This is a genomic window from Lactobacillus ultunensis DSM 16047 (assembly GCF_001436305.1).
Lineage (GTDB): Bacteria > Bacillota > Bacilli > Lactobacillales > Lactobacillaceae > Lactobacillus > Lactobacillus ultunensis.
The window spans coordinates 45,959-70,593 of the sequence record NZ_AZFO01000001.1; the positions used below are offsets into that span (position 1 = coordinate 45,959).

General features: G+C 36.2%; 23 protein-coding genes and 1 other annotated feature. Of the genes, 19 read left to right on the top strand and 4 right to left on the bottom strand.

Annotated features, from left to right (window positions below):
- The first annotated feature begins 2 nt into the window (after positions 1 to 2).
- Entirely contained in the window at positions 3 to 719 is a 717-nt protein-coding gene (locus FC57_RS00245) for a response regulator transcription factor (RefSeq protein WP_007126529.1), read from the top strand.
- Entirely contained in the window at positions 697 to 2,280 is a 1,584-nt protein-coding gene (locus tag FC57_RS00250) for a HAMP domain-containing sensor histidine kinase (RefSeq protein ID WP_007126528.1), read from the top strand. Before FC57_RS00245 ends, FC57_RS00250 begins: the two co-directional genes overlap by 23 nt.
- A 53-nt stretch (positions 2,281 to 2,333) precedes the next feature.
- On the opposite strand, the gene yidC is transcribed toward FC57_RS00250, so the two are convergent.
- Complete coding sequence (gene yidC, locus FC57_RS00255; RefSeq protein WP_007126527.1) at positions 2,334 to 3,308, bottom strand: membrane protein insertase YidC; 975 nt, start codon at positions 3,306 to 3,308, stop codon at positions 2,334 to 2,336.
- A gap of 46 nt (positions 3,309 to 3,354) precedes the next feature.
- Positions 3,355 to 3,627, bottom strand: a complete 273-nt coding sequence (locus FC57_RS00260) for an acylphosphatase (protein WP_007126526.1) — start codon at positions 3,625 to 3,627, stop codon at positions 3,355 to 3,357.
- 95 nt (positions 3,628 to 3,722) lie between these two features.
- On the opposite strand from FC57_RS00260, the gene FC57_RS00265 reads away from it, so the two are divergent.
- The 8 genes from FC57_RS00265 to FC57_RS00300 all read left to right on the top strand — a co-directional run bounded on the left by FC57_RS00265 (position 3,723) and on the right by FC57_RS00300 (position 12,729).
- On the top strand, positions 3,723 to 4,490 hold the full coding sequence (locus tag FC57_RS00265; RefSeq protein WP_007126525.1) for a TrmH family RNA methyltransferase: 768 nt from the start codon (positions 3,723 to 3,725) through the stop codon (positions 4,488 to 4,490).
- Between the two features lie 109 nt (positions 4,491 to 4,599).
- A complete protein-coding gene (locus tag FC57_RS00270) occupies positions 4,600 to 4,950 on the top strand; it encodes a winged helix-turn-helix transcriptional regulator (protein WP_007126524.1) in 351 nt (116 codons plus the stop codon).
- 38 nt (positions 4,951 to 4,988) lie between these two features.
- Positions 4,989 to 5,195, top strand: a binding site (T-box leader).
- Between the two features lie 36 nt (positions 5,196 to 5,231).
- Complete coding sequence (pheS, locus tag FC57_RS00275; protein ID WP_040529794.1) at positions 5,232 to 6,281, top strand: phenylalanine--tRNA ligase subunit alpha; 1,050 nt, start codon at positions 5,232 to 5,234, stop codon at positions 6,279 to 6,281.
- Between the two features lie 3 nt (positions 6,282 to 6,284).
- Positions 6,285 to 8,699: a phenylalanine--tRNA ligase subunit beta gene (pheT, locus tag FC57_RS00280; RefSeq protein WP_007126522.1), complete on the top strand. Its 2,415-nt coding sequence runs from the start codon at positions 6,285 to 6,287 to the stop codon at positions 8,697 to 8,699.
- A 75-nt stretch (positions 8,700 to 8,774) separates the two neighbouring features.
- Positions 8,775 to 9,254 carry a transcription elongation factor GreA gene (gene greA / locus FC57_RS00285; protein ID WP_007126521.1) on the top strand — a complete coding sequence of 160 codons (480 nt, stop codon included), beginning with the start codon at positions 8,775 to 8,777 and terminating at the stop codon, positions 9,252 to 9,254.
- Between the two features lie 53 nt (positions 9,255 to 9,307).
- Complete coding sequence (locus FC57_RS00290; RefSeq protein WP_007126520.1) at positions 9,308 to 10,222, top strand: L-lactate dehydrogenase; 915 nt, start codon at positions 9,308 to 9,310, stop codon at positions 10,220 to 10,222.
- A gap of 114 nt (positions 10,223 to 10,336) precedes the next feature.
- The gene (gene pepT / locus FC57_RS00295) at positions 10,337 to 11,620 is read left to right on the top strand and encodes a peptidase T (protein WP_007126519.1); all 1,284 of its coding nucleotides are present in this window, start codon (positions 10,337 to 10,339) and stop codon (positions 11,618 to 11,620) included.
- Positions 11,621 to 11,640: 20 nt separating this feature from the next.
- Entirely contained in the window at positions 11,641 to 12,729 is a 1,089-nt protein-coding gene (locus FC57_RS00300; protein WP_007126518.1) for a low temperature requirement protein A, read from the top strand.
- Between the two features lie 58 nt (positions 12,730 to 12,787).
- Here FC57_RS00300 and FC57_RS00305 read toward each other — a convergent pair whose 3' ends face one another.
- Together FC57_RS00305 and FC57_RS00310 are read right to left on the bottom strand one after the other, a co-directional pair.
- Entirely contained in the window at positions 12,788 to 13,711 is a 924-nt protein-coding gene (locus tag FC57_RS00305; protein WP_007126517.1) for an N-acetylglucosamine kinase, read from the bottom strand.
- Positions 13,712 to 13,819: 108 nt separating this feature from the next.
- Positions 13,820 to 16,408 carry a YfhO family protein gene (locus FC57_RS00310; protein WP_007126516.1) on the bottom strand — a complete coding sequence of 863 codons (2,589 nt, stop codon included), beginning with the start codon at positions 16,406 to 16,408 and terminating at the stop codon, positions 13,820 to 13,822.
- 91 nt (positions 16,409 to 16,499) lie between these two features.
- Here FC57_RS00310 and FC57_RS00315 point away from each other — a divergent pair, with 91 nt between their 5' ends.
- The 9 genes from FC57_RS00315 to glnA all read left to right on the top strand — a co-directional run bounded on the left by FC57_RS00315 (position 16,500) and on the right by glnA (position 24,572).
- Positions 16,500 to 18,608 (top strand): peptidoglycan D,D-transpeptidase FtsI family protein, encoded by a 2,109-nt coding sequence (locus FC57_RS00315; protein ID WP_007126515.1) that lies wholly within the window; start codon positions 16,500 to 16,502, stop codon positions 18,606 to 18,608.
- A gap of 75 nt (positions 18,609 to 18,683) precedes the next feature.
- Positions 18,684 to 18,833: a 50S ribosomal protein L33 gene (gene rpmG / locus FC57_RS00320; protein ID WP_006351577.1), complete on the top strand. Its 150-nt coding sequence runs from the start codon at positions 18,684 to 18,686 to the stop codon at positions 18,831 to 18,833.
- Positions 18,834 to 18,886: 53 nt separating this feature from the next.
- Positions 18,887 to 19,450 (top strand): 5-formyltetrahydrofolate cyclo-ligase, encoded by a 564-nt coding sequence (locus tag FC57_RS00325; protein WP_040529791.1) that lies wholly within the window; start codon positions 18,887 to 18,889, stop codon positions 19,448 to 19,450.
- A gap of 36 nt (positions 19,451 to 19,486) precedes the next feature.
- Positions 19,487 to 20,167 (top strand): rhomboid family intramembrane serine protease, encoded by a 681-nt coding sequence (locus FC57_RS00330; RefSeq protein ID WP_007126513.1) that lies wholly within the window; start codon positions 19,487 to 19,489, stop codon positions 20,165 to 20,167.
- Positions 20,167 to 20,397: a YqgQ family protein gene (locus FC57_RS00335; protein WP_007126512.1), complete on the top strand. Its 231-nt coding sequence runs from the start codon at positions 20,167 to 20,169 to the stop codon at positions 20,395 to 20,397. Before FC57_RS00330 ends, FC57_RS00335 begins: the two co-directional genes overlap by 1 nt.
- Before the next feature lie 58 nt (positions 20,398 to 20,455).
- Positions 20,456 to 20,857: a rhodanese-like domain-containing protein gene (locus FC57_RS00340; RefSeq protein ID WP_007126511.1), complete on the top strand. Its 402-nt coding sequence runs from the start codon at positions 20,456 to 20,458 to the stop codon at positions 20,855 to 20,857.
- Between the two features lie 77 nt (positions 20,858 to 20,934).
- Positions 20,935 to 21,855, top strand: a complete 921-nt coding sequence (gene miaA / locus FC57_RS00345) for a tRNA (adenosine(37)-N6)-dimethylallyltransferase MiaA (protein ID WP_040529788.1) — start codon at positions 20,935 to 20,937, stop codon at positions 21,853 to 21,855.
- The gene (locus FC57_RS00350) at positions 21,848 to 23,098 is read left to right on the top strand and encodes a methionine gamma-lyase family protein (RefSeq protein ID WP_007126509.1); all 1,251 of its coding nucleotides are present in this window, start codon (positions 21,848 to 21,850) and stop codon (positions 23,096 to 23,098) included. The genes miaA and FC57_RS00350 overlap by 8 nt, the downstream gene beginning before the upstream one ends.
- 136 nt (positions 23,099 to 23,234) lie before the next feature.
- The gene (gene glnA / locus FC57_RS00355) at positions 23,235 to 24,572 is read left to right on the top strand and encodes a type I glutamate--ammonia ligase (protein ID WP_007126508.1); all 1,338 of its coding nucleotides are present in this window, start codon (positions 23,235 to 23,237) and stop codon (positions 24,570 to 24,572) included.
- Positions 24,573 to 24,635: the final 63 nt, after the last annotated feature.

Consider the following 24,635-nt stretch of genomic DNA (forward strand, 5'->3'; position numbering starts at 1 on the left):
ACATGGCAAAAATTCTAATTATTGAAGATGAAAAGAACTTGGCTCGTTTTGTCGAGCTTGAATTACAACATGAAAATTATGAAACTGTAGTAGAAAATAATGGTCGCAAGGGCTTAGATGATGCTCTTGAACAAAATTTTGATGCAATTTTGCTTGACTTGATGCTTCCTGACTTAAATGGTTTGGAAATTGCTCGTCGTGTTCGTCAAGTAAAAACTACTCCAATCATCATGATGACTGCCCGTGATTCTGTTATTGATCGCGTATCTGGTTTGGATCATGGAGCTGATGATTACATCGTTAAGCCATTTGCAATTGAAGAATTGCTTGCACGTTTACGTGCTGTTCTACGTCGCGTCAAGATTGAAAAAGATGCTTCTAAGGTTACAGTTGCCAAGCAAAAGATCGTTAAGTTTAAGGATCTTACTATTGAAACTGCTAATAGAATTGTTCACCGTGGTGATGGTAAAGCAATCGATTTGACTAAACGTGAATACAATTTGTTGATGACTTTGATTGAGAATAAAAATAATGTTGTCAGTCGTGATCAACTATTGAATAAGATTTGGGGACCAGAATCAAATATTGAAACCAATGTTGTAGAAGTCTATGTTCGTTACTTACGTAATAAGATCGATGTACCAGGCCAGCCTTCTTACATCAAGACGGTTCGTGGTACCGGTTATATGGTAAGAGATGAAGATGATGATAAAGAATAAAAGAGAAACTGAAGAGACCAAACACTCATCGTTAGTTATACGGTGGGTAAGTATCGTTGCGTTGACGATTACGGTCTCTTTTGTCATATTTTCAGTTGTTGTTTATCAGATTGTTAGTCGACAGTCTTTAAATCAACAAGCAGAAACTTCAAATAATGTAGTTGTAACTCTAGATAGAACATTAAGCTCAATTCCAGATGAACTTGAAATCTCTAACGTAATTCCGTCATTATCTCCATCGACTCGACGAATTTTAAAGGGAAGTCCTGCTATTAATGAAAAAGATCTCCGAAATAATGCGTTTAGTGATAATTTGATTTCATCAATTTCCAATCCTGATATCAATGTTGCTGTTTATAATAAACACAACGAAGTAGTTTTTGCTAACGGAACAACGACTCCTAAGTTTAGAACTTTTGAGGGCAGTCAGAAGGTGATGAAAGTTAAAAGAAATCACCGTACGATTTTATTAACCTATCAGAAAGTTTACTCGTCAGTTAATAATAAGCTGACTGGTTATGTAGTTGTTGCCAATGAAATGACCTATTATAACCATTTGATGAGCAATCTGCTTCATTGGATGCTAGTTATTTCAATTATTGCTATTATCGTTTTCGTGGCAACTTCATATATTTTGGTAATTAACGTAGTTAAACCAATTAAGGATATGTCGAAGGTAGCTAAAGAAGTAAATGCTGATCCAAATAGCGAGGCGCGTATTAAAAAGCTTAATCGTGATGATGAATTAGCAGAATTAGCAACATCGATTAACTTAATGCTAGATAGAATGCAGAGCTATATTGAGCAACAAAAGCAATTTGTGGGGGATGTTTCTCATGAATTGCGGACTCCTGTAGCCGTAATTGAAGGGCACTTAAATATGCTTGAACGTTGGGGTAAGGATGATCCACAAATTCTGGATGAATCTATTAAAGCTTCTCTGCAGGAAGCAGATCGAATGAAGCACTTGATTCAAGAAATGCTTGATTTAACTAGAGCTGAACAGATTGATGTTCAATATCCATATGAGATAACTAATGTTAATGAGACGGTTCGCCGAGTTGTCTCTGATTTGGCAATGGTGCATCCCGACTTTAATATTCAATTAGATGAAGATGATTTGCCAGATGATACAGAAATACAAATCTATCATGGTCATTTAGAGCAATTATTAGTAATCTTGATTGATAATGGGATTAAGTATTCTACTGACCGAAAGCAAATCAATGTTTCTGCTGGTGTTACTAAAAAAGAAGTCAGTATCATTGTTCAAGACTTTGGTGAAGGGATTGCTTCAGAAGACCAAAAGAAGATCTTTAACCGTTTTTACCGAGTTGATAAAGCAAGAACTCGTGAAAAAGGTGGCAATGGCTTAGGTTTATCTATTGCACAAAAGTTGGTAGACAGTTATAAAGGTAGCATCAGTGTAGAATCAGTTGTAGGACAGGGAAGTCAATTTAAGATGAGATTCCCGCTTCTTTCCAAAAAGAAGGCAGCGAAGCTGCGTAAGATTGAAGCTGAAAAACACAAGAATGATTTACCAGATGGAATTTTAAAATAAGACAAAAAAAGTAAGAGTATCAATTTTGATACTCTTACTTTTTTGCTTATCAATTATTTTTTATTATTTCGCTTTTGTTGTTTGCCTTGATTACGTTTGCGTAAATCTTGGTGTAATTCTTTTTTAGCTTCGTTTGAAGTACTGCTTTCAGAATCAGAGTTGAATAGTGAATCAACTTTTTCCTTAGTAACCACAACTTCAACCGGCTTATCCTTTATTTCATTAGCCACATGTTTTTTAACTTGTGGAGTAAGGATAAATGTAACAATTATTTGTTGAACGATCATTACTAAGTTACCAGCAGCCCAGTACAAAGCTAGAGCGCCAGAGAAGGATAAACTGAAGAATAAAGTCATGATTGGGTTGAACAACATCATTGATTGCATTGTCTTCTTTTGCTCTTCAGGAATTCCAATTAATGAAATATATCCTTGAATGACCGTGAAGACTGTAGCAATAATAGCTAAAACAAGAGATTTTTGGCTTAAAGAAATACCAAAGAAAGTTGAGTGAGCTAATTGTGGTGAGTAGAATACCGCTTGGTAAATACCCCACATGATAGGCAACTGGATGATTAATGGCAAACAGCCAATTCCACCAGTGAGCGACATTTCGTTCTTAGAATATAACTCTCTTTGCCAACCAGATAAAGTCATTTGTTGTTGTGGCGTAATGCCCTTATGCTTCATTGCAGCTTGGATTAATTTCATCTGTGGTTGCAAACGAGCCATTTTTTCTTGTTGACGTACACTCTTATTTTGTTGAATAAGCATTAAGGGCATCAAGATTACTCGAACGACAACAGTAATAATTACGATACCCCAGCCTGCGCCATTTTGTCCACCAATCATGTGGGCAGTATGGATCATGATATTCTGCAAAGGCTTGCCTAGCCATTGGTAAACCCAACCGTAAATACCACTGTGTGGTGTAACATTTGGATTATTAGTAGCACCACAAGCACTTAATACAAGAGCAGCAATCAACACAATTGCGAGGACTCCTGTATATTTTTTGATTTTTTTCATTAAAATAATCACCACTTAGTTTCTATTTTCAATAAAATATGCATCTCTAATATAATACATGAAAATCATGCATTTTTTCTACTTCTGGGACAGATTCTTGTTCAATATTTTTAATATGAGCGAATCCAGAAGCGGATGGTAATTTTTTAATGAATTTATCAATAGTATCTGAATCGCCTTGCAAATAGATCGTAACAGTACCGTCAGAATTATTTCTAACTGTACCGGGGATGTTCATTTGATTTGCTAAATTTTGGGTGCTCCAGCGAAAGCCGACTCCTTGAACTAAGCCAGAGACAATTAATTTTCTTGTTTCCATTTTATTTTCCTTCTTAAAATTTACTCTATTCTAAATTTTACCATGTCTATGAATAATTATACTTTATAATAAGAAGAGTAAAAAGGAGAGTCATTATGCAACAAATTAGTTCAGTTAACAACGCAACAGTAAAAAAATTAGCTAAATTAAAGCAAAAGAAATATCGCGATGAAGAAAATAGTTACTTAATTGAGGGCTTTCATTTATTTGATGAAGCTATTAAAGCGGGTAAAAAATATCAGTATTTATTAGGAACTGAAGAAGCCCTAGATAAAGCAGAAAGCGATTATGACGTTGATTTAAGTGGCAAAAATGTAATTTTGATCAATAAGGCAATTGCCCGTCATTTAAGTAGTACCAAAAATTCACAAGAAATTTTTATGGTGCTTAAAATTGATCAGCCAAAGGAATTTCCGTTTAATTATGGCAAATGGGTTTTATTAGATAATTTAGCTGATCCTGGCAACGTAGGTACTATTATCAGAACAGCAGATGCCGCAGGCTTTGATGGCGTTGTTTTATCGCCTGAAAGCGCGGATTTGTATAATCCTAAAACTCAAAGGGCTATGCAAGGCAGTCAATTCCATATTGATTTAATTAAACGTGATTTAGCTGACGTTATTACTGATTTTCAGGATGTGGCTATTCCAGTTTATGCCAGTATGTTGGATAAAAAGGCTAAGCAATTGCAAGATTTTGCCAAAGTACCACAACTAGCTTTAATTATTGGAAATGAAGCTCATGGAGTTAGTTCAACTATTGCTAGTTTGTGCGATGAAAAATTATACATTCCAATTAAGGGCAAGGCAGAGTCATTGAATGCTGCTGTTGCTGCTGGGATAATGATCTATCACTTTGCTTAGCGCTTGTAATTAGTAAGTGAATTTTCTATAATTGTATATGGAAATTACAATAAAAATAAAATATGATAATATTTTTACTGGAATTTTATGACGATGGAGGAATTTACTTATGCAAGAAGTTAAAGAAAAAAAGGAGACCGTTCCTTGTAAACCTGAAGATTATGAATTGTGTTGTCACTTTATTAAAGCCTTTCAAATAATTGGCAAAAAATGGAATGGGTTGATTATTAGCTCATTATGTGACACGCAAGATATGCGTTTTAAAGATTTGGCTCGTTGCATCGAGGCTTGCTCAGACCGTGTTTTAGTTGAAAGATTAAAGGAGCTTGAGCAAGAGCAAATCGTTAAAAGAAGCGTAGATCAGGACACCGGCATTATTTCTTACAGTCTGACTCAAAAAGGAGCTGAGCTGAAGCCTGTTTTTGATCAAGTTCATCACTGGGCTGATAAATGGGCTTAAGGACTTGCAAGAATTCCAAAAAAGAAATATTATATTAATTAATTACTAAGATCAAGACTAGTAACAGTTAGTGTTTCAGACAGAGAATCTTCTTTAAAAAGCTGAGAGAGAAGATGAGACAACGATTGTGAATTTCATCTTGGGAGTAGAATCTAATCAATTCCGGTATTTCACCGTTAAAGAAAACTTAAGTGTAGGCAGATTATGTCTAAACTAGGGTGGTACCGCGACGCTTCGTCCCTATGAGGGGCGAAGCTTTTTGTTTTGAAAGGAAAGAATTAATGGACTTATTTGATAAGTTGAAAGAGCTCCATGAAGAAGGGCTTAAGCAAATCAACAAAGCAACTGATGAGCAAACGTTAAATAAAGTTAGAGTTGAATTGGTTGGTCGTAAAGGTGAATTAACCAAGATTTTGCACTCAATGCGTGATGTTGCACCAGAGAACAGACGTGAAGTTGGGCAAAAAGTTAATGAATTGCGTGACTTGTTCAACACTCAATTAGATGCCGCAAAGGAACAAATCGTTAAAGCTGTTTTGGCTAAGCGACTTGAAGAAGAAAAGATCGACGTTACTTTGCCAGGTCGTCAAGGTCATTTAGGTTCCAAGCACCCAATCAATATTATTTTAGATGACCTTGAAAGCTACTTTATCGGCATGGGTTATAAAGTAGTTCAAGGTCCAGAAATCGAAACAGACCACTACTGTTTTGAAATGATGAACCTGCCTAAAGATCACCCTGCACGTGATATGCAAGCTACTTTCTACATCGATAATGAAAACTTATTGCGTAGTCAAACTTCAGGTGACCAAGCTCGTGTCCTTGAAAAACATGACTTCTCAAAGGGTCCGCTTAAGATGGTAGGTCCTGGTAAGGTTTACCGTCGTGATGATGATGACGCAACTCACTCTCACCAATTCATGCAAATGGAAGGCTTGGTAATTGACAAGAATGTTACCATGGGTGATTTAAAGGGTACCTTGGAAATGATCGCTAAGCATATCTTTGGTCAAGATAGAGCTACTCGTCTTCGTCCAAGCTACTTCCCATTCACGGAACCATCAGTAGAAATGGATGTATCTTGCTTCAATTGTGATGGCAAGGGATGCCCAATTTGTAAGTACACTGGCTGGATCGAAGTTTTAGGTGCTGGTATGGTTCACCCTAATGTTTTGGAAAATGCTGGCGTAGATTCATCCGTTTACGGTGGTTTTGCCTTTGGTGTAGGACTTGATCGTTTTGCAATTTTGAAATATGGCATTGACGACATTCGTGATTTCTACACTAACGATGTTCGTTTCTTGGAACAATTCCGCAAGGAGGAAAAGTAAAATATGTTAGTTTCATACAATTGGTTACAAGATTTTCTTAACTTAGATCAAGATCCTCACGCTTTAGCTGAAAAAATCACTCGTACTGGTGTAGAAATTGCTGACGTTAAGCATCCAGAAGAGGGACTTAAAAAGTTAGTAGTCGGTAAAGTTTTAGACTGCAAAGCCGTTGAAGGTACGCACTTGCACTTAACTCATGTTGATGTTGGTGAAGATGAACCATTGCAAATTGTTTGTGGTGCTCCTAATGTAGCTGCAGGCGAATTGGTAATTGTTGCCCTTCATGGTGCCAGAATTGCTGGCAATGAAAAGATCAAGAAGGGTAAAATCCGTGGCATGGAGAGTTACGGTATGATCTGTGGTCTGCAAGAAATTGGTTTCAATGATAGCGTTGTACCAGAAGAATTTGCTGATGGTATTTATGTTTTCCCAGAAGATGCCGATGTTAAACCAGGTCAAGATGTTTATGAAGCACTTGGCATGGATGATTACATCTTAGACTTCGATATTACTCCTAACCGTGCCGATACTTTGGGTATGGAAGGCGCAGCTTATGAAGTTGGTGCTATTGTTGACCAAAAGCCAAAGATTGAAGACGTTGTCTTAAAGGAAGATGGTCCTGATTGGACTGATTCACTTGATGCTAAAGTTGATGCTAAGCTAGCCCCTAAGTTCTATTTGCGTAAGTTGACTGGCGTTAAGATTCAAGATTCACCACTTTGGATGCAAAGACGTCTTTGGAATGCTGGTATTCGTCCAATCAACAACGTAGTTGATGTTACTAACTATGTCATGCTTTTGACAGGTCAACCTATGCATGCTTATGATGCAAAGACTTTTGCCGGTGGCAAGCTCGAAGTTAGATTAGCTAACAAAGGTGAAAAGTTGACTTTGCTTAATGAAAAAGAAGTTGAACTTGATCCACATGACATCATCATTACTGATGGTGAAAAGCCGGTAATGATGGCTGGCGTGATGGGCGGTCTCAATTCGGAAATTACTGCAGATACGACTGATGTTATCCTTGAATCTGCTATTTTCGATCCAACTTTAGTTAGAAAAGCTGCTTTCCGTCATGCTAACCGTACCGAGGCTTCAAGTCGCTACGAAAAGGGTACTAACTGGGATGCCACAGAAAAGGCAATCAACATGGCTGCATTACTTCTTAGAAATGATGCCCAAGCTACTGTTGATGAAGGTATTATCAAGGCTACTGATACTCAGCGCAAGCCAGTTGCAGTTAAGACTACTGTTTCATACATTAACAAGGTTTTAGGCTCAGAAATTAGTCCAGAAGATATGCTTAAGATCTTTGATCGTTTGGGCTTTAGTGTTGATCGTGACGGTGACGACATTACTGTTCACGTACCTAACAGAAGATGGGACATTTCTATTCCAGCTGACCTAGTTGAAGAAGTTGGCCGTATCTATGGTTATGACAATTTGAAGTCAACTCAACCATTGTTAGCAGAAACTCACGGTGGCTATTCAGAAAAAGAAGAAATGATGCGTCGCATGAAGGCAATTGTCGAAGGACAAGGCTTAATGGAAGCTATTTCTTACTCATTAACTTCACCTGAAAAGGCTGTTCGTTATACTAAAGATCCTAAAGACATCGTTAAGGTTCAATGGCCTTTGAATTCAAGTCGTTCAGTAATGCGTCAAAACTTAATGACTGGTTTAGTCGATGCAGCTAGCTACAACTTTGCTAGAAAGCAAACCCAATTGGCATTATTTGAACAAGGTCGTGTTTATGATCATGACGGTGGTACCTACAATGAACATGAACACTTGGCAGCTTTGTATGCAGGTAATACTTTTGCAGAAAACTGGCAACACTTGACTCAAAAAGTTGATTTTTACTTCGTTAAAGGTCAATTGACTAACTTATTTGATGCAGTTGGCATTGATCCTGAAAAGGTAGTTTACCGTGCCGAAGGTATTGAAGGGATGCACCCAACTAGAACTGCTGGTATTTATATTGATAAGCAATATGTAGGTATGATTGGTATGATTGCTCATGCTGTAACATTTGCTGACAAGGCTTTGCGTGGTAGTGAACTTTACGGCTACGAAATCAACTTGGATACTATTATTCCAATGCTTACCAAGGGTATGACTGCGCAACCTGCTCCTAAGTTCCCAGCAATTGAACGTGATCTTTCACTTTTGACTGATAAGAATGTAACTAATCAAGAAGTTGAAAATGTAATTAAGTCTAATGCTGGTAAATACTTAGTTGATCTTAAGGTAATTGATGTCTATGAAGGTAATCATATTGATACTGGCAAGAAGAGTTTGGCTTACAGTTTAACTTTCTTGAATAGAAAAGATACCTTAACTGACAAGGTTGTTAATAATGCAATGGACAAGATCAGAGCAGGTCTTGAGAATGATCTTGACATTAAAATCCGTTAAAGGTTGACTTTAGTGGTGTAAACCAATATTATTGATCAGTGCAAAGTAAATTTAATTTCTGAGGAGTTAAAAAATATGCCTGAAAAATCTTATCCAATGACTGCTGAAGGTAAAGAAAAACTTCAAGCAGAATTAAAGAATTTAAAATTAGTTAAACGTCCAGAAGTAATCAAACGTATTAAAGTTGCTCGTTCATTTGGTGACTTATCAGAAAACTCTGAATACGATGCAGCTAAGGATGAACAAAGTCATGTAGAAGACAGAATTGCTCAAGTTGAAGACATGCTTAAGTATGCACAAGTTGTCGATGCTGACAGTGTTGATCCTAACGAAGTTTCAGTAGGTAAGACTGTTACCTATACTGAAGTTGGTACAGATGATCCAGAGACTTACACTATCGTAGGTAGTGATGAATCTGATCCATTGAATGGCAAGATTTCTAATGATTCACCAATTGCTCAAGCTTTGCTTGGTAAAAAGAAAGGTGAAACAGTATCAATTACCACTCCTGGTGGCAAATTTGACGTTGTAATTAACAAGGTTGAAGCTGAATAAATAAAAAGGAGGTAGGTAATCTATCTCCTTTTTTGCTTTAGAAAGGATTTTTTATGAGAAAAGTAGGTATTATCGGCTTAGGCCATGTTGGTGCAACTGTTGCTTACACTTTGTTTACTCATGGTATTGCAGATGAATTAGTGTTAATTGACAAGAATGAAAATAAGGCTGCTGCAGAATATAATGATCTGCATGATACCTTAGCTAGAAATAACTACTATGTTCGCGTCACCATGCAAGATTGGCATGAATTAAAAGATGCTGATATTATTGTTACCGCTTTTGGTGATATTGCAGCTAGCGTTAAGACAGGCGACCGTTTTGGTGAATTTGAACTTAATGCCAAGAATGCTAAAGAAGTTGGTGAAAAGATTAAAGAATCTGGCTTCAAAGGCGTAATCGTCAATATTTCTAATCCATGTGACGCTGTAAGTCAAATCTTGCAAGAGACTACTGGCTTGTCTAAGAATCAAGTATTAGGTACTGGTACTTTCTTGGATACCGCTAGAATGCAAAGAATTGTTGGCGAAAAGCTTGGTCAAGACCCACGTAATGTTGAAGGTTGGGTATTAGGCGAACATGGTTCTGCTCAATTTATTGCTTGGTCAACAGTACGCGTAAACAATAAGATTGCGATTCAATTGTTTAGTGAAGATGAACAAAGCAAGTTAAATAAAGAACCTAATAAGAATTCATTCGTAGTTGCAAGGGGCAAAGGTTATACTAGCTATGCTATCGCTACTTGTGCCACCAAATTGATTCAAGCCATCTTTGCTGATTCACGTTTGTATGCTCCTGTATCTGTTTATAATCCAGAATACAAGACTTACATTGGCTATCCGGCAATTATTGGCCGTGATGGGATTGAACAAGTCATAGAATTGAAATTGACTTCAAAGGAACGTGAACAACTTCAAGTTGCTGCTGATAAGATTAAGGAACACTTGAAGCAATTGAAGAATAAGTAAAGAATAAATACTTAAAAAGCCGAAATTTCTGAAAAAGAAGTTTCGGCCTTTTTTTACCTAAAAATAAGTGTAAAATTAAATAAAATTTAATTTTACATTTACAAGGAGGATTTTATGGCTTTTTATGATTTAGATTTTATTGAAAAGACTTTTATTCATTATGCTAAAGAAAATACTAGATCTTATGAAGACAAACATGATCAAGTTCCATCTTCTGCTGGTCAGATTAAGATGGGTAAAGAATTGACTAAGCAGCTTCAAGATATAGGGTTAGATGCTTATTACAATGATAAAACTGGTTTTGCCATCGGCCATTTGAAGAGCAATGTAAAAGATAACGTGACACCTATTGGCTTCTTCTCACATATTGACACGGCCGATTTTAATGCCGTAAATATTCGTCCACAAGTTCATCGCAACTACGATGGTAAAAGGGTCGTTTTAGATGAAAAAGAAAAGATATTTCTAGATCCAAAAGAATTTCCAGCTTTAGCAACTTGCAAGGGTGAAACTTTGATTACTTCTGATGGACATACCTTGTTGGGAACAGATGATAAAGCCGGTATTGTCGGAATACTGAGTATGCTTAAATATTTGACCGAACATCCTAAGATTGAACATGGAGATATTTATATCGGTTTTGGTCCTGATGAAGAAATTGGCTATGGTGGTCGCCGTTTTGATGCTAAAGATTTTCCTGGAGTAGAGTTGGCTTATACTTTGGAAAATGGACGGCCGGGTGATTTTGAATATGAAACTTTTAATGCTACTGAGGCACAGGTTCATATTCGTGGCACCGTAGTTCATCCTGGTGAAGCATACGGCTTAATGGTGAATGCTACGACTTTAATGAATGATTTCTTGGATCGATTGCCTAAAGATGAGGTTCCTGAAAAATCTAAGGATCATGATGGTTATTTCTTGGTACTTAGTACTGCAAGCACAGTTGACCACGCGGATATTAGCTTGATTATCCGCGACTTTGACTGGGATAAATTTACTGGCAAAGAAAAACTGATTAAAGATTTAGTTGCCGAAATGAATCAGAAATATGGTGATCGTTTTACATTAAAGATGAGACGCCAGTATGAGAACATCTATAACGTAATTAAGGATCAACCTTATGTCGTTAATTTAGCTTTGGATGCTTATAAAAAGTTAGGTATTAAGCCAAATGTACAAACTTTTAGAGGTGGTACGGATGGTAACTTTATCACTAAGAAGGGCATCCCTACACCTAATTTATTTAATGGTGGCGGTAATTATCACGGTCGCTATGAATATGCGACAGTTGAACAGATTGATAAATTAGCAGAGGTATTAACTGAAATCGTGGAAGAGCATCTTTATCAAACAAGAAATGGTCGCGATAATTCACCTTTGAAAAAATACTGGTAATTTGGAATGATGGAGAAAAAATGAAAAAGATAATTGCTAAGCCGGTAGGGATGTTTGAGCTGTTCTATGATTTAGTTTTTGTCTATGCAATTTCTAGAATTACAGCTATGATTCATCATCCTGTAAATGGCAGTATTTCTGTGGTTACTTATTTTCAGTTTTCGTTAGTGGTAATTGTCGTAATGCAAATATGGCTTTACCAATCACTTTACTTTAATCGTTATAGTCAGAATCGTTTCTTTGATATTAGTGGCCTGATCTTTAACATGTTTGTGGCAGCTTACCTGGCTAATAATATTAATACGAACTGGCGCATTACTTTTCATTACTTTAATCTAGCAATGATTGCCATGCTAGTAGACTTGATCATGCAATATTGGCTAGGTGTTGAGAAAAATGAAGATAATGATAACCATATCTTTATTTTAATTTTATGTGTGGAATTAGCATTAGTATTAACTGGGGTTTTAGTAGGATATAATTATGGCGTTAATCTGGCAGTATTTGGTTATCTCGTTGGCTTTTTGATGCCTCTAGCTTTTTATCATAAATTTAATGCCAAAAAGGTAAACTTCCCGCATTTGGTTGAGCGGGTTGGGTTGATCGTAATCATTGCTTTTGGTGAAGCAATTGTCAATCTAACAGGTTATTTTAATAATAAGACGCCTTTGATTTATGCAGCTTTACTGTTTTTGTCACTGACCATGATGTTTGCTAGCTATGTGCTTTTTTCGGAAAGAATTATTAATCATCATCAAATAAGCAAAGGTTTTGTATTAATGTATTCGCATGTTTTAATCATTGTCGCAATTTTGATGATGACGGCTGCAACGATTTACTTGAACTTAAAAGAAATAAATACTGCTTTTATATCTTTATTCTTAGTTTTTTCAATGGGTATGTATTATATAGCCCTTTTAATTAATGGGGTTTATAGTAAAAAGATCTGCAAATTTGATTTAAAAGATTTAGTTGTATGGTTAATAATTTTTGTAGTAGGAACAAGCAGTGTTTTTATCTGGCAAGTTGATACTTTAGCGATAATATTAATTCTATTTACTTGGAATTTGCTTTATCTGGTTTTACTTGCTATTAAAAGCAGAAATTAAAATAAAAAAGAGGAATCGACTTTTTCGATTCCTCTTTTTGTAACTATCAGAATTTATTTTAGCGATCTTCGTGGTTAGTGAAGTAACGGTAGTCCTTACTCTTGTCGAATAATACAGCACGTGCGTTTTCACCGTTTGAGATTGAGAAGATAACGTCAGGATATTGTTCCTTAACTTCATCTTCAACTAAACCTCTAAGCATTTCGTTATTAGCTAAAACTGAACCAGTTAAAGCAATCTTCATTGGCTTAGGATCTTCGTAACGGCCTAAACCGATTAAAATATCACGAGCTAATAAATGAGCTTGTTCTTTAATTACCTTAGTTGCGTCTTTATCGCCTTCATCAGCAAGCTTAGCAACGTGAACTGCCATACCAGCAACTTCTGGATTGGACATCTTGTAGAACTTGGCATTACATTCATCCATGTGTTCTACGTTGAATAATTTAGTGAACATATCAATTAATGAATTATGTTCACGCTTATCCCAGCTAAGTAAAGCTGATTGCATAGCTGAACGAGCAATAGCATAACCTGAACCTTCATCACCTAAGATGTTGCCGTAACCACCAACAGCAATTAAGTGACCGTCTTGTAAGCCGTTGTAAACAGAACCAGTACCAGCAATAACTAAAGCACCATCATCACCTTCAAGTCCAGCATAAAGAGCTAAAAGTGAGTCAGTAATTGCACGAGTAGGTAAGTTGTTGATTCTTGATGAAATAGTAGCAGCAACTTCTGGAGCATTACCAACAACTGAAAGTCCAGCAATACCTACAAGTACGCGCATGCAGTCGCCATCAATCTTGTCTAGTAATTCATTGATGGTATCAGAAATATTTTTGATTCCGCCTTCATAATCAGCGTTGATTTGACCTGGACCGCCTTCGGCACGACCGAGTTCTTTGCCATTTTCATCATATGCGATTGCAGTTGAGTGGGTACCGCCTGCATCGACACCAATTTGGTATTTAAGAGCCATATTTAAATCTTCTTTCTATATTAATTTATCCGAATGATAACGTATACATTTTATTACATTTTTGTATATTAGGTCTAGTATTATTTTCTTTGTTAGCGCTAACAGCTATTATTTTCTAATTTTTAAAATAAACCAAAAAGTAATAATACTGATAAGTATGCCAATTAAAAATACCCAAGGAATGTAAATTAATGTGATTCTATGTTTGCCTCTCGCCAATTTGAAATTCAAAAAAGTATTCATAAATAATGTCTTATTTTTATGTACTATTTTGTTGTTATCCAAGACAAGCCAGTTATTGTTATTAGGAATAGTAGAATTCATAGTCATGGCTTTTTTCGTAGTAAAACTATCTGACTTAAGAATTAATGCGGAGGTTTGTTTAAAAGAAGGTTGATTTTGCTTGAATACTGCAATTTGATGCTCAAGTTTGTTAGTATCCAAGCGCCAGAGATTAGCAGCGTTGAGATTTAAATCATTATTCTTAAGGGTGAATACAATCTGAATTCTTTGACCGCGTTGACGACTACCTAAGTTAATTAAACGGGTATTTTGATCACGCACGCTAACGTCAACGCTCGAACCGTTAATGGACATATCTACGGAATTGTCGTCAACATCACCAGGCAATTCTAGATAATATGAATCATTAGTTTGCGGTTTAAAATTAAAGATAATCCGACTTTCGTTTGAATTCTTTTTTCGACTGTATTGCATCCAGCCACCTTGCCAGCCTGATGCATTGATTTTTTTAGCATCAGGCCAAATGACGTTGTGAAATAAATTCTCTTTTAACCCAGTAACAGCTTCGAAAAATTTATTTTGATTGCTGGTAATATCTGTTGGATCTAATTTAATTCTTCTAGTCGAATTAGGTGAAAGAAATAGAAGAGGTAGAGCAGATTTATTCTTTAAAAGAATAAGCTGATTAAATCTTTTTTCAATTTGATAATCGCCGACGTCTATTCGCTGGTTTTGATTGTCGTATTTCATCTGCTTTTTTGATTTAAGAGGCGTGATATCGTTATTAGGCAGAATATAGTATTTTACGCCAAAAAGATCATCTGTAATAGGTGTTCCACCAAAGTTGGTGTATGAATTACTATTATTAACAAACCCTAAATTGTTTATCAAGTTAAGAACGCGTTGATCAGAGATCGAATTAAAGCTGCTGAGGCCGTAATAATTGGCTGTGAATGGATCATCGTCAGAACGATAAAAAGTCTTCTCAGTGCGGTATAAATAGCTATCATGGCTAGCTTCATATTGGGTTACTTGATTGGTGTTTTTAGCAAAATTCTGATAATCGTAATTTTTCTGATAAGCTAGGTTACCTAATGAAAGAACGAGATTAGTAATTAGTTCTAGTTCGATAACTAGGCAAAAGAATGGGGCAGAAAAATCGTTTCTATGAAAGATAAAGCCAATAAATAGAATACCTAATGCTAAAAAAGCAGCAGAAGAGATTTGAGCATCTTTGCTTAGAAACGCGAAAGACTTAGCATCTAAACAGATAAATAGTATGAGACCGACAGCTAGTGCAGCTAAAATGCCAATTTGCCATGGAGTGATCTGCTCTTTTTTATTTAAAATAGTAATGGAGAGATTTAAAGCGAAGAAAATTAATACAAAACTGAATCGACCTGGATACCAGACTGGAAATTGACCTAGGTGCCAGATTAAAACAAGAGGTGTCCAAAAGAGGGATGTAATTAGGAATATTAATAACGTGCCGTTAGCTAATTTATGTTGCCAATCTATTTTTTTACTTAAAAAATAAAGAATGGTGAGAAGCAAGAAAGGCAGAGTAATATAAATATTGGGCATTCCTTCCTGCATTTCATGAAAGTCATATGCACCATCAGCTAATTTTGCTAATTCTTTATAGGGAGTAAATTGAAATCCCAAAGACCAACTTGCAGATGATGCGGCTTTTCCTTGCAACATTTCTGCCGCAACTGGTATGAGCATAAAAGCATCTAAGAATGAACCTAGAATGCTCTTTTTAAAATATTGACCTAAAAGCAGCCAACGTTCTTTTTTGGTAATAAAGAATATTTTGGTCAACAAATAGAAGAAACCAAATGCTAAGGCCATGAATGCAGTATAAAAGTTGGTGAACCAGAGTGCGAAGGTAATTAATAATAAATGATCCTTTCGCTTAGCTAATAACTGATCAATTGCATCAATAAGTAAAGGTAAGAATAATACTGAATCAAGCCACATTAAGTTGAAGTGATTAGCAACAGTGTAGCCAGATAGGGCATAAGCTGCGCTAGCTGCTAAAGCGTAAAAGTTATTTTCAATCTTTTTTTGCCAGTAATAATAACTAGTTAAACCAGCTGTAGCAATTTTTAAAGCAATAATAAGTAAGATAGCTTCTGGTAAAAAATGCTGCGGAAGGAAAAATAAAATTAGGTTAAAAGGACTAAATAGATAATAGGCATCTGTTCCAAGCATTGAACCGCCTAAGCCATTGGAAAAGGAATATATCAATTTAAGAGGGTGAGTAAAGAGGTTTTGTCTAAAAAATGCTAAAAAATCAACATATTGTTGACCTAGGTCGACTGTTAAAACGCCATTTCTGGTATAGAAGAAGTAACTTAAAAAGATTAAGCCTGGTAAAATAAAACTAATTAAGTAAAGCACAGTTTCTTTATTTAAAGATAGTCTATGCATATTAAAAAATTTATTCATAATTAAAATTTAACTAAGCTCCATTCTCAATCGTAGAATTAATGTTCAGTTTTTGTTAAAATACATACAGTTTTAGTAAGGGACGATATACGTGGATTATTTTAGAAAAAATAGTGGGACTGGTTCAAATAAACAGTCCTCTACTCCAATTAGAATGAGAATCATTCTAGGTGTAATTCTAGTACTTTTTGCGATGCTTATTGGTCAATTGGCATATCTTCAATTGGTCTATGGCTCTCGTTTTAAGGCAGAAGTGCAACAGACTGATTCAACCGTTGTATCTAATCAAGTGCCTCGTGGGGTTATGTATGATGCAAAAGGACGCGTCTTGGTAGGCAATAAGGCTACGAATGCGATTACTTATACCAAGAGTGCTTCGACTACTACGAGTGATATTTATAAGATCTCAAATGCATTGAGTAATTATATTAAGATTACCGATGAAAAGCCGACAAAGCAAATGGTAGCTGATTACTATTTAGCAAATGAGGATAATAACACCAAAATAGAAAATGAATTGCCAAAATCAGCTAAAGTTGATGCAGGTGGTAATAAAAAGACAAATTCCGAGATTTATAAAGCAGAACTTGCTTACGTTGAAAAGATGAATCCGAAATTAAATGAAAAGCAAAAGACTGCCGCTTTAATCTTTAATAAGATTTCGGGAGCATATACTCTATCGACTATTTATCTTAAGAATAAGGGCTTAACTGATCGTGAAATTGCTCAAGTTGGTGAGCACTTATCAGAGTTGCCAGGTGTAGGTATTGGTACTGATTGGCAAAGATCGTATCCAAATGGTTCATCAATTCAAAGTATTATTGGTTCAGTTTCAACTGAAAAATCAGGATTACCTAGTGATAACTTGCAATATTACTTAAGAAATGGTTATTCAAGAAATGATCGTGTTGGTACTTCATATCTTGAAGAAGAATATGAACCACTTTTGAAAGGAACTAAGTCAACCAACAAGGTAACTACGAAGTCAAATGGCAATATTCAGCAAACAAAGTCTGTTTATAATGGTCAAGCTGGTGCCAGTCTGATGTTAACAATTGATGCGAAATATCAGAAACAAGTTCAAGCTGCTTTAAAGCGGGTTTATAGCTCAGCTATTTCAGCTGGCGCAGCTCGTTACTCTAATGGTGCGTATGCTGTAGCCATGAATCCTAAGACTGGTGCTTTGCTGGCAGTAGCTGGTATTAATAGAAATACTAATTCAGGTAAGACAACCGATAATGCATTGGGTGTAATCAACCAGTCCTTTGTTATGGGATCTGTTGTCAAGGGTGCTACAGTTTCTGGTGGTTTAATTAACAAAGTAATTACGCCAGTTAACAATACTTTACCTGATACGCCAATTTACTTACCTGGTTCGCCAGTTAAGAAATCTGTTTATCCAATTGGTACTTTCAGTTCTTTGGATGCAGAAACTGCATTGGAAGTTTCAAGTAACATTTACATGATGCACTTGGCAATGAATTGGGTCCATGCTAAATATGTACCTAAAACTTATATCCATATGCCAAAGGATTCATTTGATATCTTACGTAGAAACTTTGCTATGTTTGGCTTAGGCCAAAAGACCGGTGTTGATCTTCCGGGAGAAGTATCAGGTATCGAAGGTAAGTCCTTTAATGCTAAAGGCAATATTTTATCTGGTTCTGTACTTGACTTGGCTTATGGTAACTACGATGCATATACGCCAATTCAATTAGCACAATATGTTTCAACTATTGCTAATGGTGGTTATAGAATGCAGCCATATATTGTTCAGTCTGTTGGTAAAACCAGTAAAGATGGCAAGAAGATATATATCAATTACAACAAGAAGCCAAATGTTCAACAAGCAATTCCTTGGACACCTGATGAATTAAACATTGTTAGAGAAGGATTTTGGCGAGTAGTTCACGGTACTAACGGTTGGGGTACTGCTCACCCATTGAAGAATGTTAAGCCTTCAATTTCAGGTAAGACTGGTACTGCCCAAACTTTCTACTATGATCCAGAACATCCAAATAAGAAGCACAACATTGAATTAATTAATGCTACTTTCATTGGATATGCTCCATCTAAGAATCCAAAACTTGCGGTAGCAGTAGTCTTCCCAGGGCTTGATCCAGATAGCGAAGGGACCTACACTTTGCAGGTTGCTAAGGCTATGATCCAGGATTATTTTAAACTTCACTCAACAAAATAAAGATTAATACTGGTCAAATTGCTTGAAAAATGCTATTCTAGTACAGTCAGAATAAAAGTGTAGGTGGTGAAAAAAATGGCAGATAACATCATTTTGGAATGCACCGAATGTGGCGATAGAAGTTACTTATCTAAGAAGAACAAGCGTAAGCATCCGGAACGTTTATCTTTGAAGAAGTATTGCCCAGTTGAAAGACGAGTAACACTTCACCGTGAAACTAAGTAATAAATCAAAGTAGCAGGTTGTATGCCTGCTATTTTTTGTTTTTAGGCAAAAATATGCAAAAATCAGAATTAAGAAAAAAACAAACAGCAAAGTTAAAAGAATTTGCAAATACAAAAGAGAAAAAAACAGAAGACTCTATTTTATTAGAAAAATTATTAGAAACCGAATTGGTTAAAAATAGCCAAACAATTGGTATTACTGCATCTTTACCTTTTGAGGTAGATACATCCGAATTAACTGCGCGCTTGTGGGACGCTGGCAAAGAGGTTTACTTGGCAAAGGCTAGAAATGATCAAGCCCATACCTTGGATTTCTTGCATTATACTTATATGAGCAAACTGCAAAAGTCTAGTTTTGGTGTGGAAGAAATTGCTGATGCAGATGCAGCAGTAAAAAATGAACTTGATTTAGTGATTGTACCAGGATTGGCTTTTGCTCTAGATTCTCATGTTCGTTTAGGCTTTGGTGGCGGTTATTATGACCGCTTTTTAGCTAAACATAAGTGTCAAACCGTATCCCTTGTAAATACGCCAATGCAATTTGCTACTTCAGAATGGCCAATTGAAAAGACGGATATGCCAATTCAAACAATTGTGACAACTGACAAAATCTATTAGAATTAAACCAAGTAACAAAGTTAAGGGGATTAGTAGATGAATCGAAAAGTTAATCTTGCACAATCATTTGTAACTCTTGGAATTTTAATTGTTTTGTTGGTGGTCTTTTTAGTTGAAGTTTTCCTCGGTGGCTCAGAAAGTACTAACGTATTAATGAAAATGGGTGCCATGAATAATCTGGCAGTCGTGGCAGGACACCAGTGGTGGCGCTTGTTTACAGCACAGTTCCTTCATATTGGCGTAATGCACTTGGTTTCTAATGCTGTAATTATTTACTACATGGGGCAATATATCGAACCAATTATGGGTCATTATCGCTATTTAGCAACTTATTTGTTAGCGGGAATAGGTGGTAACCTATTTAGTTTGGCCTTCAGTGCTGATCGCGGCTTAAGTGCAGGAGCTTCAACTGCTTTATTTGGACTTTTTGGTGCCATGACAGCCATTGGCTTACGAAATATTCATAATCCAATGATTAGTTTTTTAGGACGGCAGGCTTTTGTTCTAGCAATTATTAATCTGGCTTTAGATATTTTTATTCCTGGTATTGATATTTGGGGTCATGTTGGTGGTTTAATCACTGGCTTTTTGCTAGCAATAGTTTTAGGTGATCGTGTAATGAAAAAATATGATCCTAAATGGCGCGTCTTAGCCGGTGCTGCTTTGATTTTTTATGTGGTATGGACTGTTAGAATAGGAATGGTTATTAATTTCTAATGAAAACTTTATACGATGTACAACAGCTTCTAGAAAAATATGGTATCTTAGTTCATGTTGGTAAACGCATCTGGGATATTGAATTAATGGCCCTTGAACTTGATAACATTAATCATGCAGGTTTAATTGATCAGCACGATTATATGGTGGCTAAACTGATTTTACGAAGAGAACATCGAATTGAAGAATTAAAAGAAAAAGAGAAAGAGCAGAAAAAGGATAGCAAGTAAATTAGTTTAGCGGTATCATTATATTTGTAAGTTTTTATGAAAGGGCAGATTAGATTTTATGTCGAGTTTTTTAATTGTCTTAGATACAGTTTTATTGGTTATTCTTTTAGTTATCGGTGGTATTTGGGCTTGGAATAAGATTCAAGCTAAATCTCTAGGTGGAGAATTGACCAATGAAGAATTTAAAGAGGGCATGCGCAAGGCACAAATTATTGATCTGCGTGAAAAAGAACCATTCAAGCGTAAGCATATTGATGGTGCACGTAGTTTGCCATATTCGATGCTTAAGTATCAATATAGCGAACTAAGAAGTGATTTGCCTGTTTATCTTTATTCAGACTCAAACACAATTACTTTAAGAGCTGCCCGTTTCTTGAAGAAGAAGGGCTTTGTTTCAATCCACTGGCTTAAGGGTGGTTTTGAGACCTGGGATGGCAGAACTAAGAAGTCTAAATATTAATTAAAAAGCCACATTTGGAGGATTTGTCCAAATGTGCTTTTTTCATGTAAAAATAATCTCTTGAAAAGATGGTTGATATGCAAAAAGTATTAGCGCTTGTGGGTCCCACAGCGATTGGAAAAACTGATTTAGCAATTTCACTGGCACAAAAACTAAATGGTGAGATTGTTTCTGGCGATTCGATGCAGATTTATCGTGAAGTTGAAGTGGGAACTGCCAAAGCAACAAAAGAAGAACAGGCGAAAGTCAAACATTATTTAGTTGATACGCGCTCTGTTTTTGATGAATATTCAGTCAAAGACTTTGTAGATGAAGCACAACAAGCAATTAAAGAAATTAGTGCTAAACATAAGATGCCTATTTTGGCAGGTGGAACTGGTTTTTATGTCAATGCTTTATTAAACAAGATGCAATTAGGTGAGAAAAAAGATGAGGATCGAGGTACCTCTCAAAAATGGGAAGAGTATCTGGCTCGTTATGGACCAGAAAAGTTATGGCAAGTATTGAATGAAAAGGATCCCGTAGCGGCTAAGAAAATACCGGTACCTAATTCACGTAGAACAATGCGCGCACTAACTGTAATTGATCGTACTGGTAGAAAGTTTTCGGAGCAGCAAAAAAAGATTGAGCCAAGATATGACTATTTAATTATTGGCTTAAATTCGGATAGACAGGAAATTTATCGTAGAATCAATTTACGAGTAGATAAAATGATGCAAAGAGGGATGCTCAAAGAAGCAAAATTCATCTATGATCATCGCATGAATGAGCATCAGATTTTACAAGCAATTGCTTATAAAGAATTTTTCCCTTATTTTGAAAAAACAGCTAGTTTAGATGATTGCGTTACGCAACTAAAGACTGCCTCAAGACGGTATGCTAAAAGACAATTGACTTATTTCAGAAATCAATTGCCAATTACTTGGTTTGATCCTTTAAATGATCCTAATTGTGAGCAGAAAATTATCACACGAATCGAGGAATGGAAAAATGAATAATTTACCAGAAAAATTACAAAAAATTGTTAAAGAAGTCGATCATCAAATTGCTCCTAAGTTAGAGGAGATTGAGGATCAGATCGTTTTTAACCAGGCCAAAGTGCTTGAAGCTTTTCAAGATAATGATGTTGCGGAAGCTGATTTAAATGGTGCTACAGGCTATGGTGATGATGATATGGGACGTGACAAATTAGATCGGATATATGCGCAGGTCTTTCAAACTGAGGATGCGTTAGTTCGTCCGCAATTTGTTTCAGGTACTCATACTTTATTTACTGCATTAAATGGCAATTTGAAGCATGGCGATACTTTAACTTATTTAACGGGGATGCCATATGATACTTTACAAAAAGTGATTGGCTTAACTGATGATAAACGTGGTACATTAGCTGAAAAAGGCGTTAAATTTTCTTATGTGCCACTAAATGATCAAAATGTGGTTGATTATGATGCTGCTGAAAAGATATTAAAACGTGATCATCCAAAGGTAGTAGCTATTCAACGTTCACGTGGTTATTCCACCAGAAAGACCTTTACAATTGACCAAATCAAAGAAATGATTGCTTTTGTTAAGAAGGTTAGCCCAGAAAGCATTGTATTTATTGACAACTGCTATGGTGAATTTTCTGAAAAACATGAAGCAACTGAATATGGTGCAGATTTAATGGCTGGCTCTTTAATCAAAAATGCAGGCGGTGGTCTAGCCAAGACCGGTGGCTATATTGTGGGTAAAAAAGACTTAGTTGAGAATGCTAAATTAGCTTTAACAGCACCCGGTTGTACGGACGAAGGAGCAACCATTGGACACTTGCATGATTTCTATGAAGGCTTTTTCTTAGCACCTAATGTTACTGGCATGGCTGAAAAAGGAATGATTTTTGCCGCTGCCTTGTTTGCAAAAATGGGGATGAATGTTACTCCTGCATGGGATGAAAAGCGGAGCGACATTATTGAAACTATTATCTTTAATGATCCTGACAAGATGGTTAAATTTGTACAAGAAGTGCAAAAGAATTCACCAATTGACTCCTTCGTTACGCCTGAAGCAGTTCATATGGAGGGCTATGAGGATAAAATCATTATGGCTGCTGGGAACTTTGTTTCTGGATCAACTATTGAGTTTTCTGCAGATGGTCCGATTAGACCACCTTACGCTGTATATATGCAGGGCGGATTAACCTATGCACATGATAAAGTTGCTATTATTAATTCGGTTCGCGATACCTTTTTTAACAAAAAGTAAAGATTGAAAATTTCTACTAGACCAATTTGACTTTTTTTAATTGGTCTGCTATTGTATTAGACAGTTCTAGGAGATAGAAATAAATCATAGGACCATACCAATTTAATATTTTTTGTTTTTATAGGTGGATAATACTATGAGTAAACAATATACTGCAGAAGAAATTAAACAAGAAGTAGAAGACAAGGATGTTAGATTTTTACGTCTTTGCTTTACTGATATTAACGGTACTGAAAAAGCTGTTGAAGTACCAAAGAGTCAATTGGATAAGGTTTTAACCAATGATATTCGTTTTGACGGTTCTTCAATTGATGGTTTTGTACGTCTTGAAGAAAGTGACATGGTTTTATACCCAGACTTTTCAACCTGGTCAGTATTGCCATGGGGAGACGAACACGGTGGTAAAATTGGTCGTTTAATTTGCTCAGTTCACACAACTGATGGTAAGCCTTTTGCAGGTGATCCAAGAAACAATTTGAAACGCGTTATTGCACAAATGAAGGATGCTGGCTTTGACGCATTTGACATTGGTTTTGAAATGGAATTCCACCTCTTCAAGTTAGATGATGATGGTAACTGGACTACTGAAGTTCCAGATCATGCTTCATACTTTGATATGACTTCAGATGATGAAGGTGCACGTTGCCGTCGTGATATCGTTGAAACTTTGGAAAGCATTGGCTTTGAAGTTGAAGCTGCTCACCACGAAGTTGGTGATGGTCAACAAGAAATCGACTTTAGATTTGATAATGCTTTAGCAACTGCTGACAGATGTCAAACTTTCAAGATGGTTGCACGTCACATTGCCAGAAAGCACGGCTTGTTTGCTACATTTATGGCTAAGCCAGTTGAGGGTCAAGCTGGTAACGGGATGCACAACAACATGTCACTCTTTAAGGGTAAGCAAAATGTATTCTATGACAAAGATGGCGAATTCCACCTTTCAGATACAGCACTTTACTTCTTGAATGGTATTTTGGAACACGCTCGTGCAATTACTGCTATTGGTAACCCAACTGTTAACTCATACAAGCGTTTGATTCCAGGCTTTGAGGCTCCTGTATACATTGCATGGGCTGCTAAGAACCGTTCACCACTTGTTCGTATCCCAAGTGCCGGTGAAATTAATACTCGTTTGGAAATGCGTTCAGCTGATCCAACTGCTAACCCATACTTATTGTTAGCTGCATGTTTAACTGCTGGTTTGAATGGTATTAAGGAACACAAGATGCCAATGAAGCCAGTCGAAGAAAACATCTTTGAAATGACTGAAGAAGAAAGAGCTAAGGCAGGCATTAAGCCACTTCCTACTACTCTTCACAATGCTATTAAGGCATTTAAGGCTGATGATTTGATTAAGAGTGCATTAGGTGAACACTTAACTCATAGCTTTATTGAATCTAAGCAATTGGAATGGTCTAAGTACTCACAATCAGTTTCTGATTGGGAACGTAAACGTTACATGAACTGGTAATTAGATTAAGATAGATCTCATGGCAAAAGCCATGAGGTCTTTTTTTATGTCATTATAAATTTT

Excerpts from the sequence above, each read along its gene's own strand:
- FC57_RS00250 (WP_007126528.1), top strand. The coding sequence starts at position 697 with ATGAAGATGATGATAAAGAATAAAAGAGAAACTGAAGAGACCAAACAC.
- FC57_RS00265 (WP_007126525.1), top strand. The coding sequence starts at position 3,723 with ATGCAACAAATTAGTTCAGTTAACAACGCAACAGTAAAAAAATTAGCT.
- FC57_RS00260 (WP_007126526.1), bottom strand. The coding sequence starts at position 3,627 with ATGGAAACAAGAAAATTAATTGTCTCTGGCTTAGTTCAAGGAGTCGGC.
- miaA (WP_040529788.1), top strand. The coding sequence starts at position 20,935 with ATGCAAAAAGTATTAGCGCTTGTGGGTCCCACAGCGATTGGAAAAACT.
- FC57_RS00300 (WP_007126518.1), top strand. The coding sequence starts at position 11,641 with ATGAAAAAGATAATTGCTAAGCCGGTAGGGATGTTTGAGCTGTTCTAT.
- greA (WP_007126521.1), top strand. The coding sequence starts at position 8,775 with ATGCCTGAAAAATCTTATCCAATGACTGCTGAAGGTAAAGAAAAACTT.
- FC57_RS00270 (WP_007126524.1), top strand. The coding sequence starts at position 4,600 with ATGCAAGAAGTTAAAGAAAAAAAGGAGACCGTTCCTTGTAAACCTGAA.
- FC57_RS00290 (WP_007126520.1), top strand. The coding sequence starts at position 9,308 with ATGAGAAAAGTAGGTATTATCGGCTTAGGCCATGTTGGTGCAACTGTT.
- FC57_RS00350 (WP_007126509.1), top strand. The coding sequence starts at position 21,848 with ATGAATAATTTACCAGAAAAATTACAAAAAATTGTTAAAGAAGTCGAT.
- FC57_RS00330 (WP_007126513.1), top strand. The coding sequence starts at position 19,487 with ATGAATCGAAAAGTTAATCTTGCACAATCATTTGTAACTCTTGGAATT.
- glnA (WP_007126508.1), top strand. The coding sequence starts at position 23,235 with ATGAGTAAACAATATACTGCAGAAGAAATTAAACAAGAAGTAGAAGAC.
- FC57_RS00305 (WP_007126517.1), bottom strand. The coding sequence starts at position 13,711 with ATGGCTCTTAAATACCAAATTGGTGTCGATGCAGGCGGTACCCACTCA.
- rpmG (WP_006351577.1), top strand. The coding sequence starts at position 18,684 with ATGGCAGATAACATCATTTTGGAATGCACCGAATGTGGCGATAGAAGT.
- FC57_RS00340 (WP_007126511.1), top strand. The coding sequence starts at position 20,456 with ATGTCGAGTTTTTTAATTGTCTTAGATACAGTTTTATTGGTTATTCTT.
- FC57_RS00335 (WP_007126512.1), top strand. The coding sequence starts at position 20,167 with ATGAAAACTTTATACGATGTACAACAGCTTCTAGAAAAATATGGTATC.
- pepT (WP_007126519.1), top strand. The coding sequence starts at position 10,337 with ATGGCTTTTTATGATTTAGATTTTATTGAAAAGACTTTTATTCATTAT.
- FC57_RS00325 (WP_040529791.1), top strand. The coding sequence starts at position 18,887 with ATGCAAAAATCAGAATTAAGAAAAAAACAAACAGCAAAGTTAAAAGAA.
- pheS (WP_040529794.1), top strand. The coding sequence starts at position 5,232 with ATGGACTTATTTGATAAGTTGAAAGAGCTCCATGAAGAAGGGCTTAAG.
- pheT (WP_007126522.1), top strand. The coding sequence starts at position 6,285 with ATGTTAGTTTCATACAATTGGTTACAAGATTTTCTTAACTTAGATCAA.
- FC57_RS00245 (WP_007126529.1), top strand. The coding sequence starts at position 3 with ATGGCAAAAATTCTAATTATTGAAGATGAAAAGAACTTGGCTCGTTTT.
- yidC (WP_007126527.1), bottom strand. The coding sequence starts at position 3,308 with ATGAAAAAAATCAAAAAATATACAGGAGTCCTCGCAATTGTGTTGATT.
- FC57_RS00310 (WP_007126516.1), bottom strand. The coding sequence starts at position 16,408 with ATGAATAAATTTTTTAATATGCATAGACTATCTTTAAATAAAGAAACT.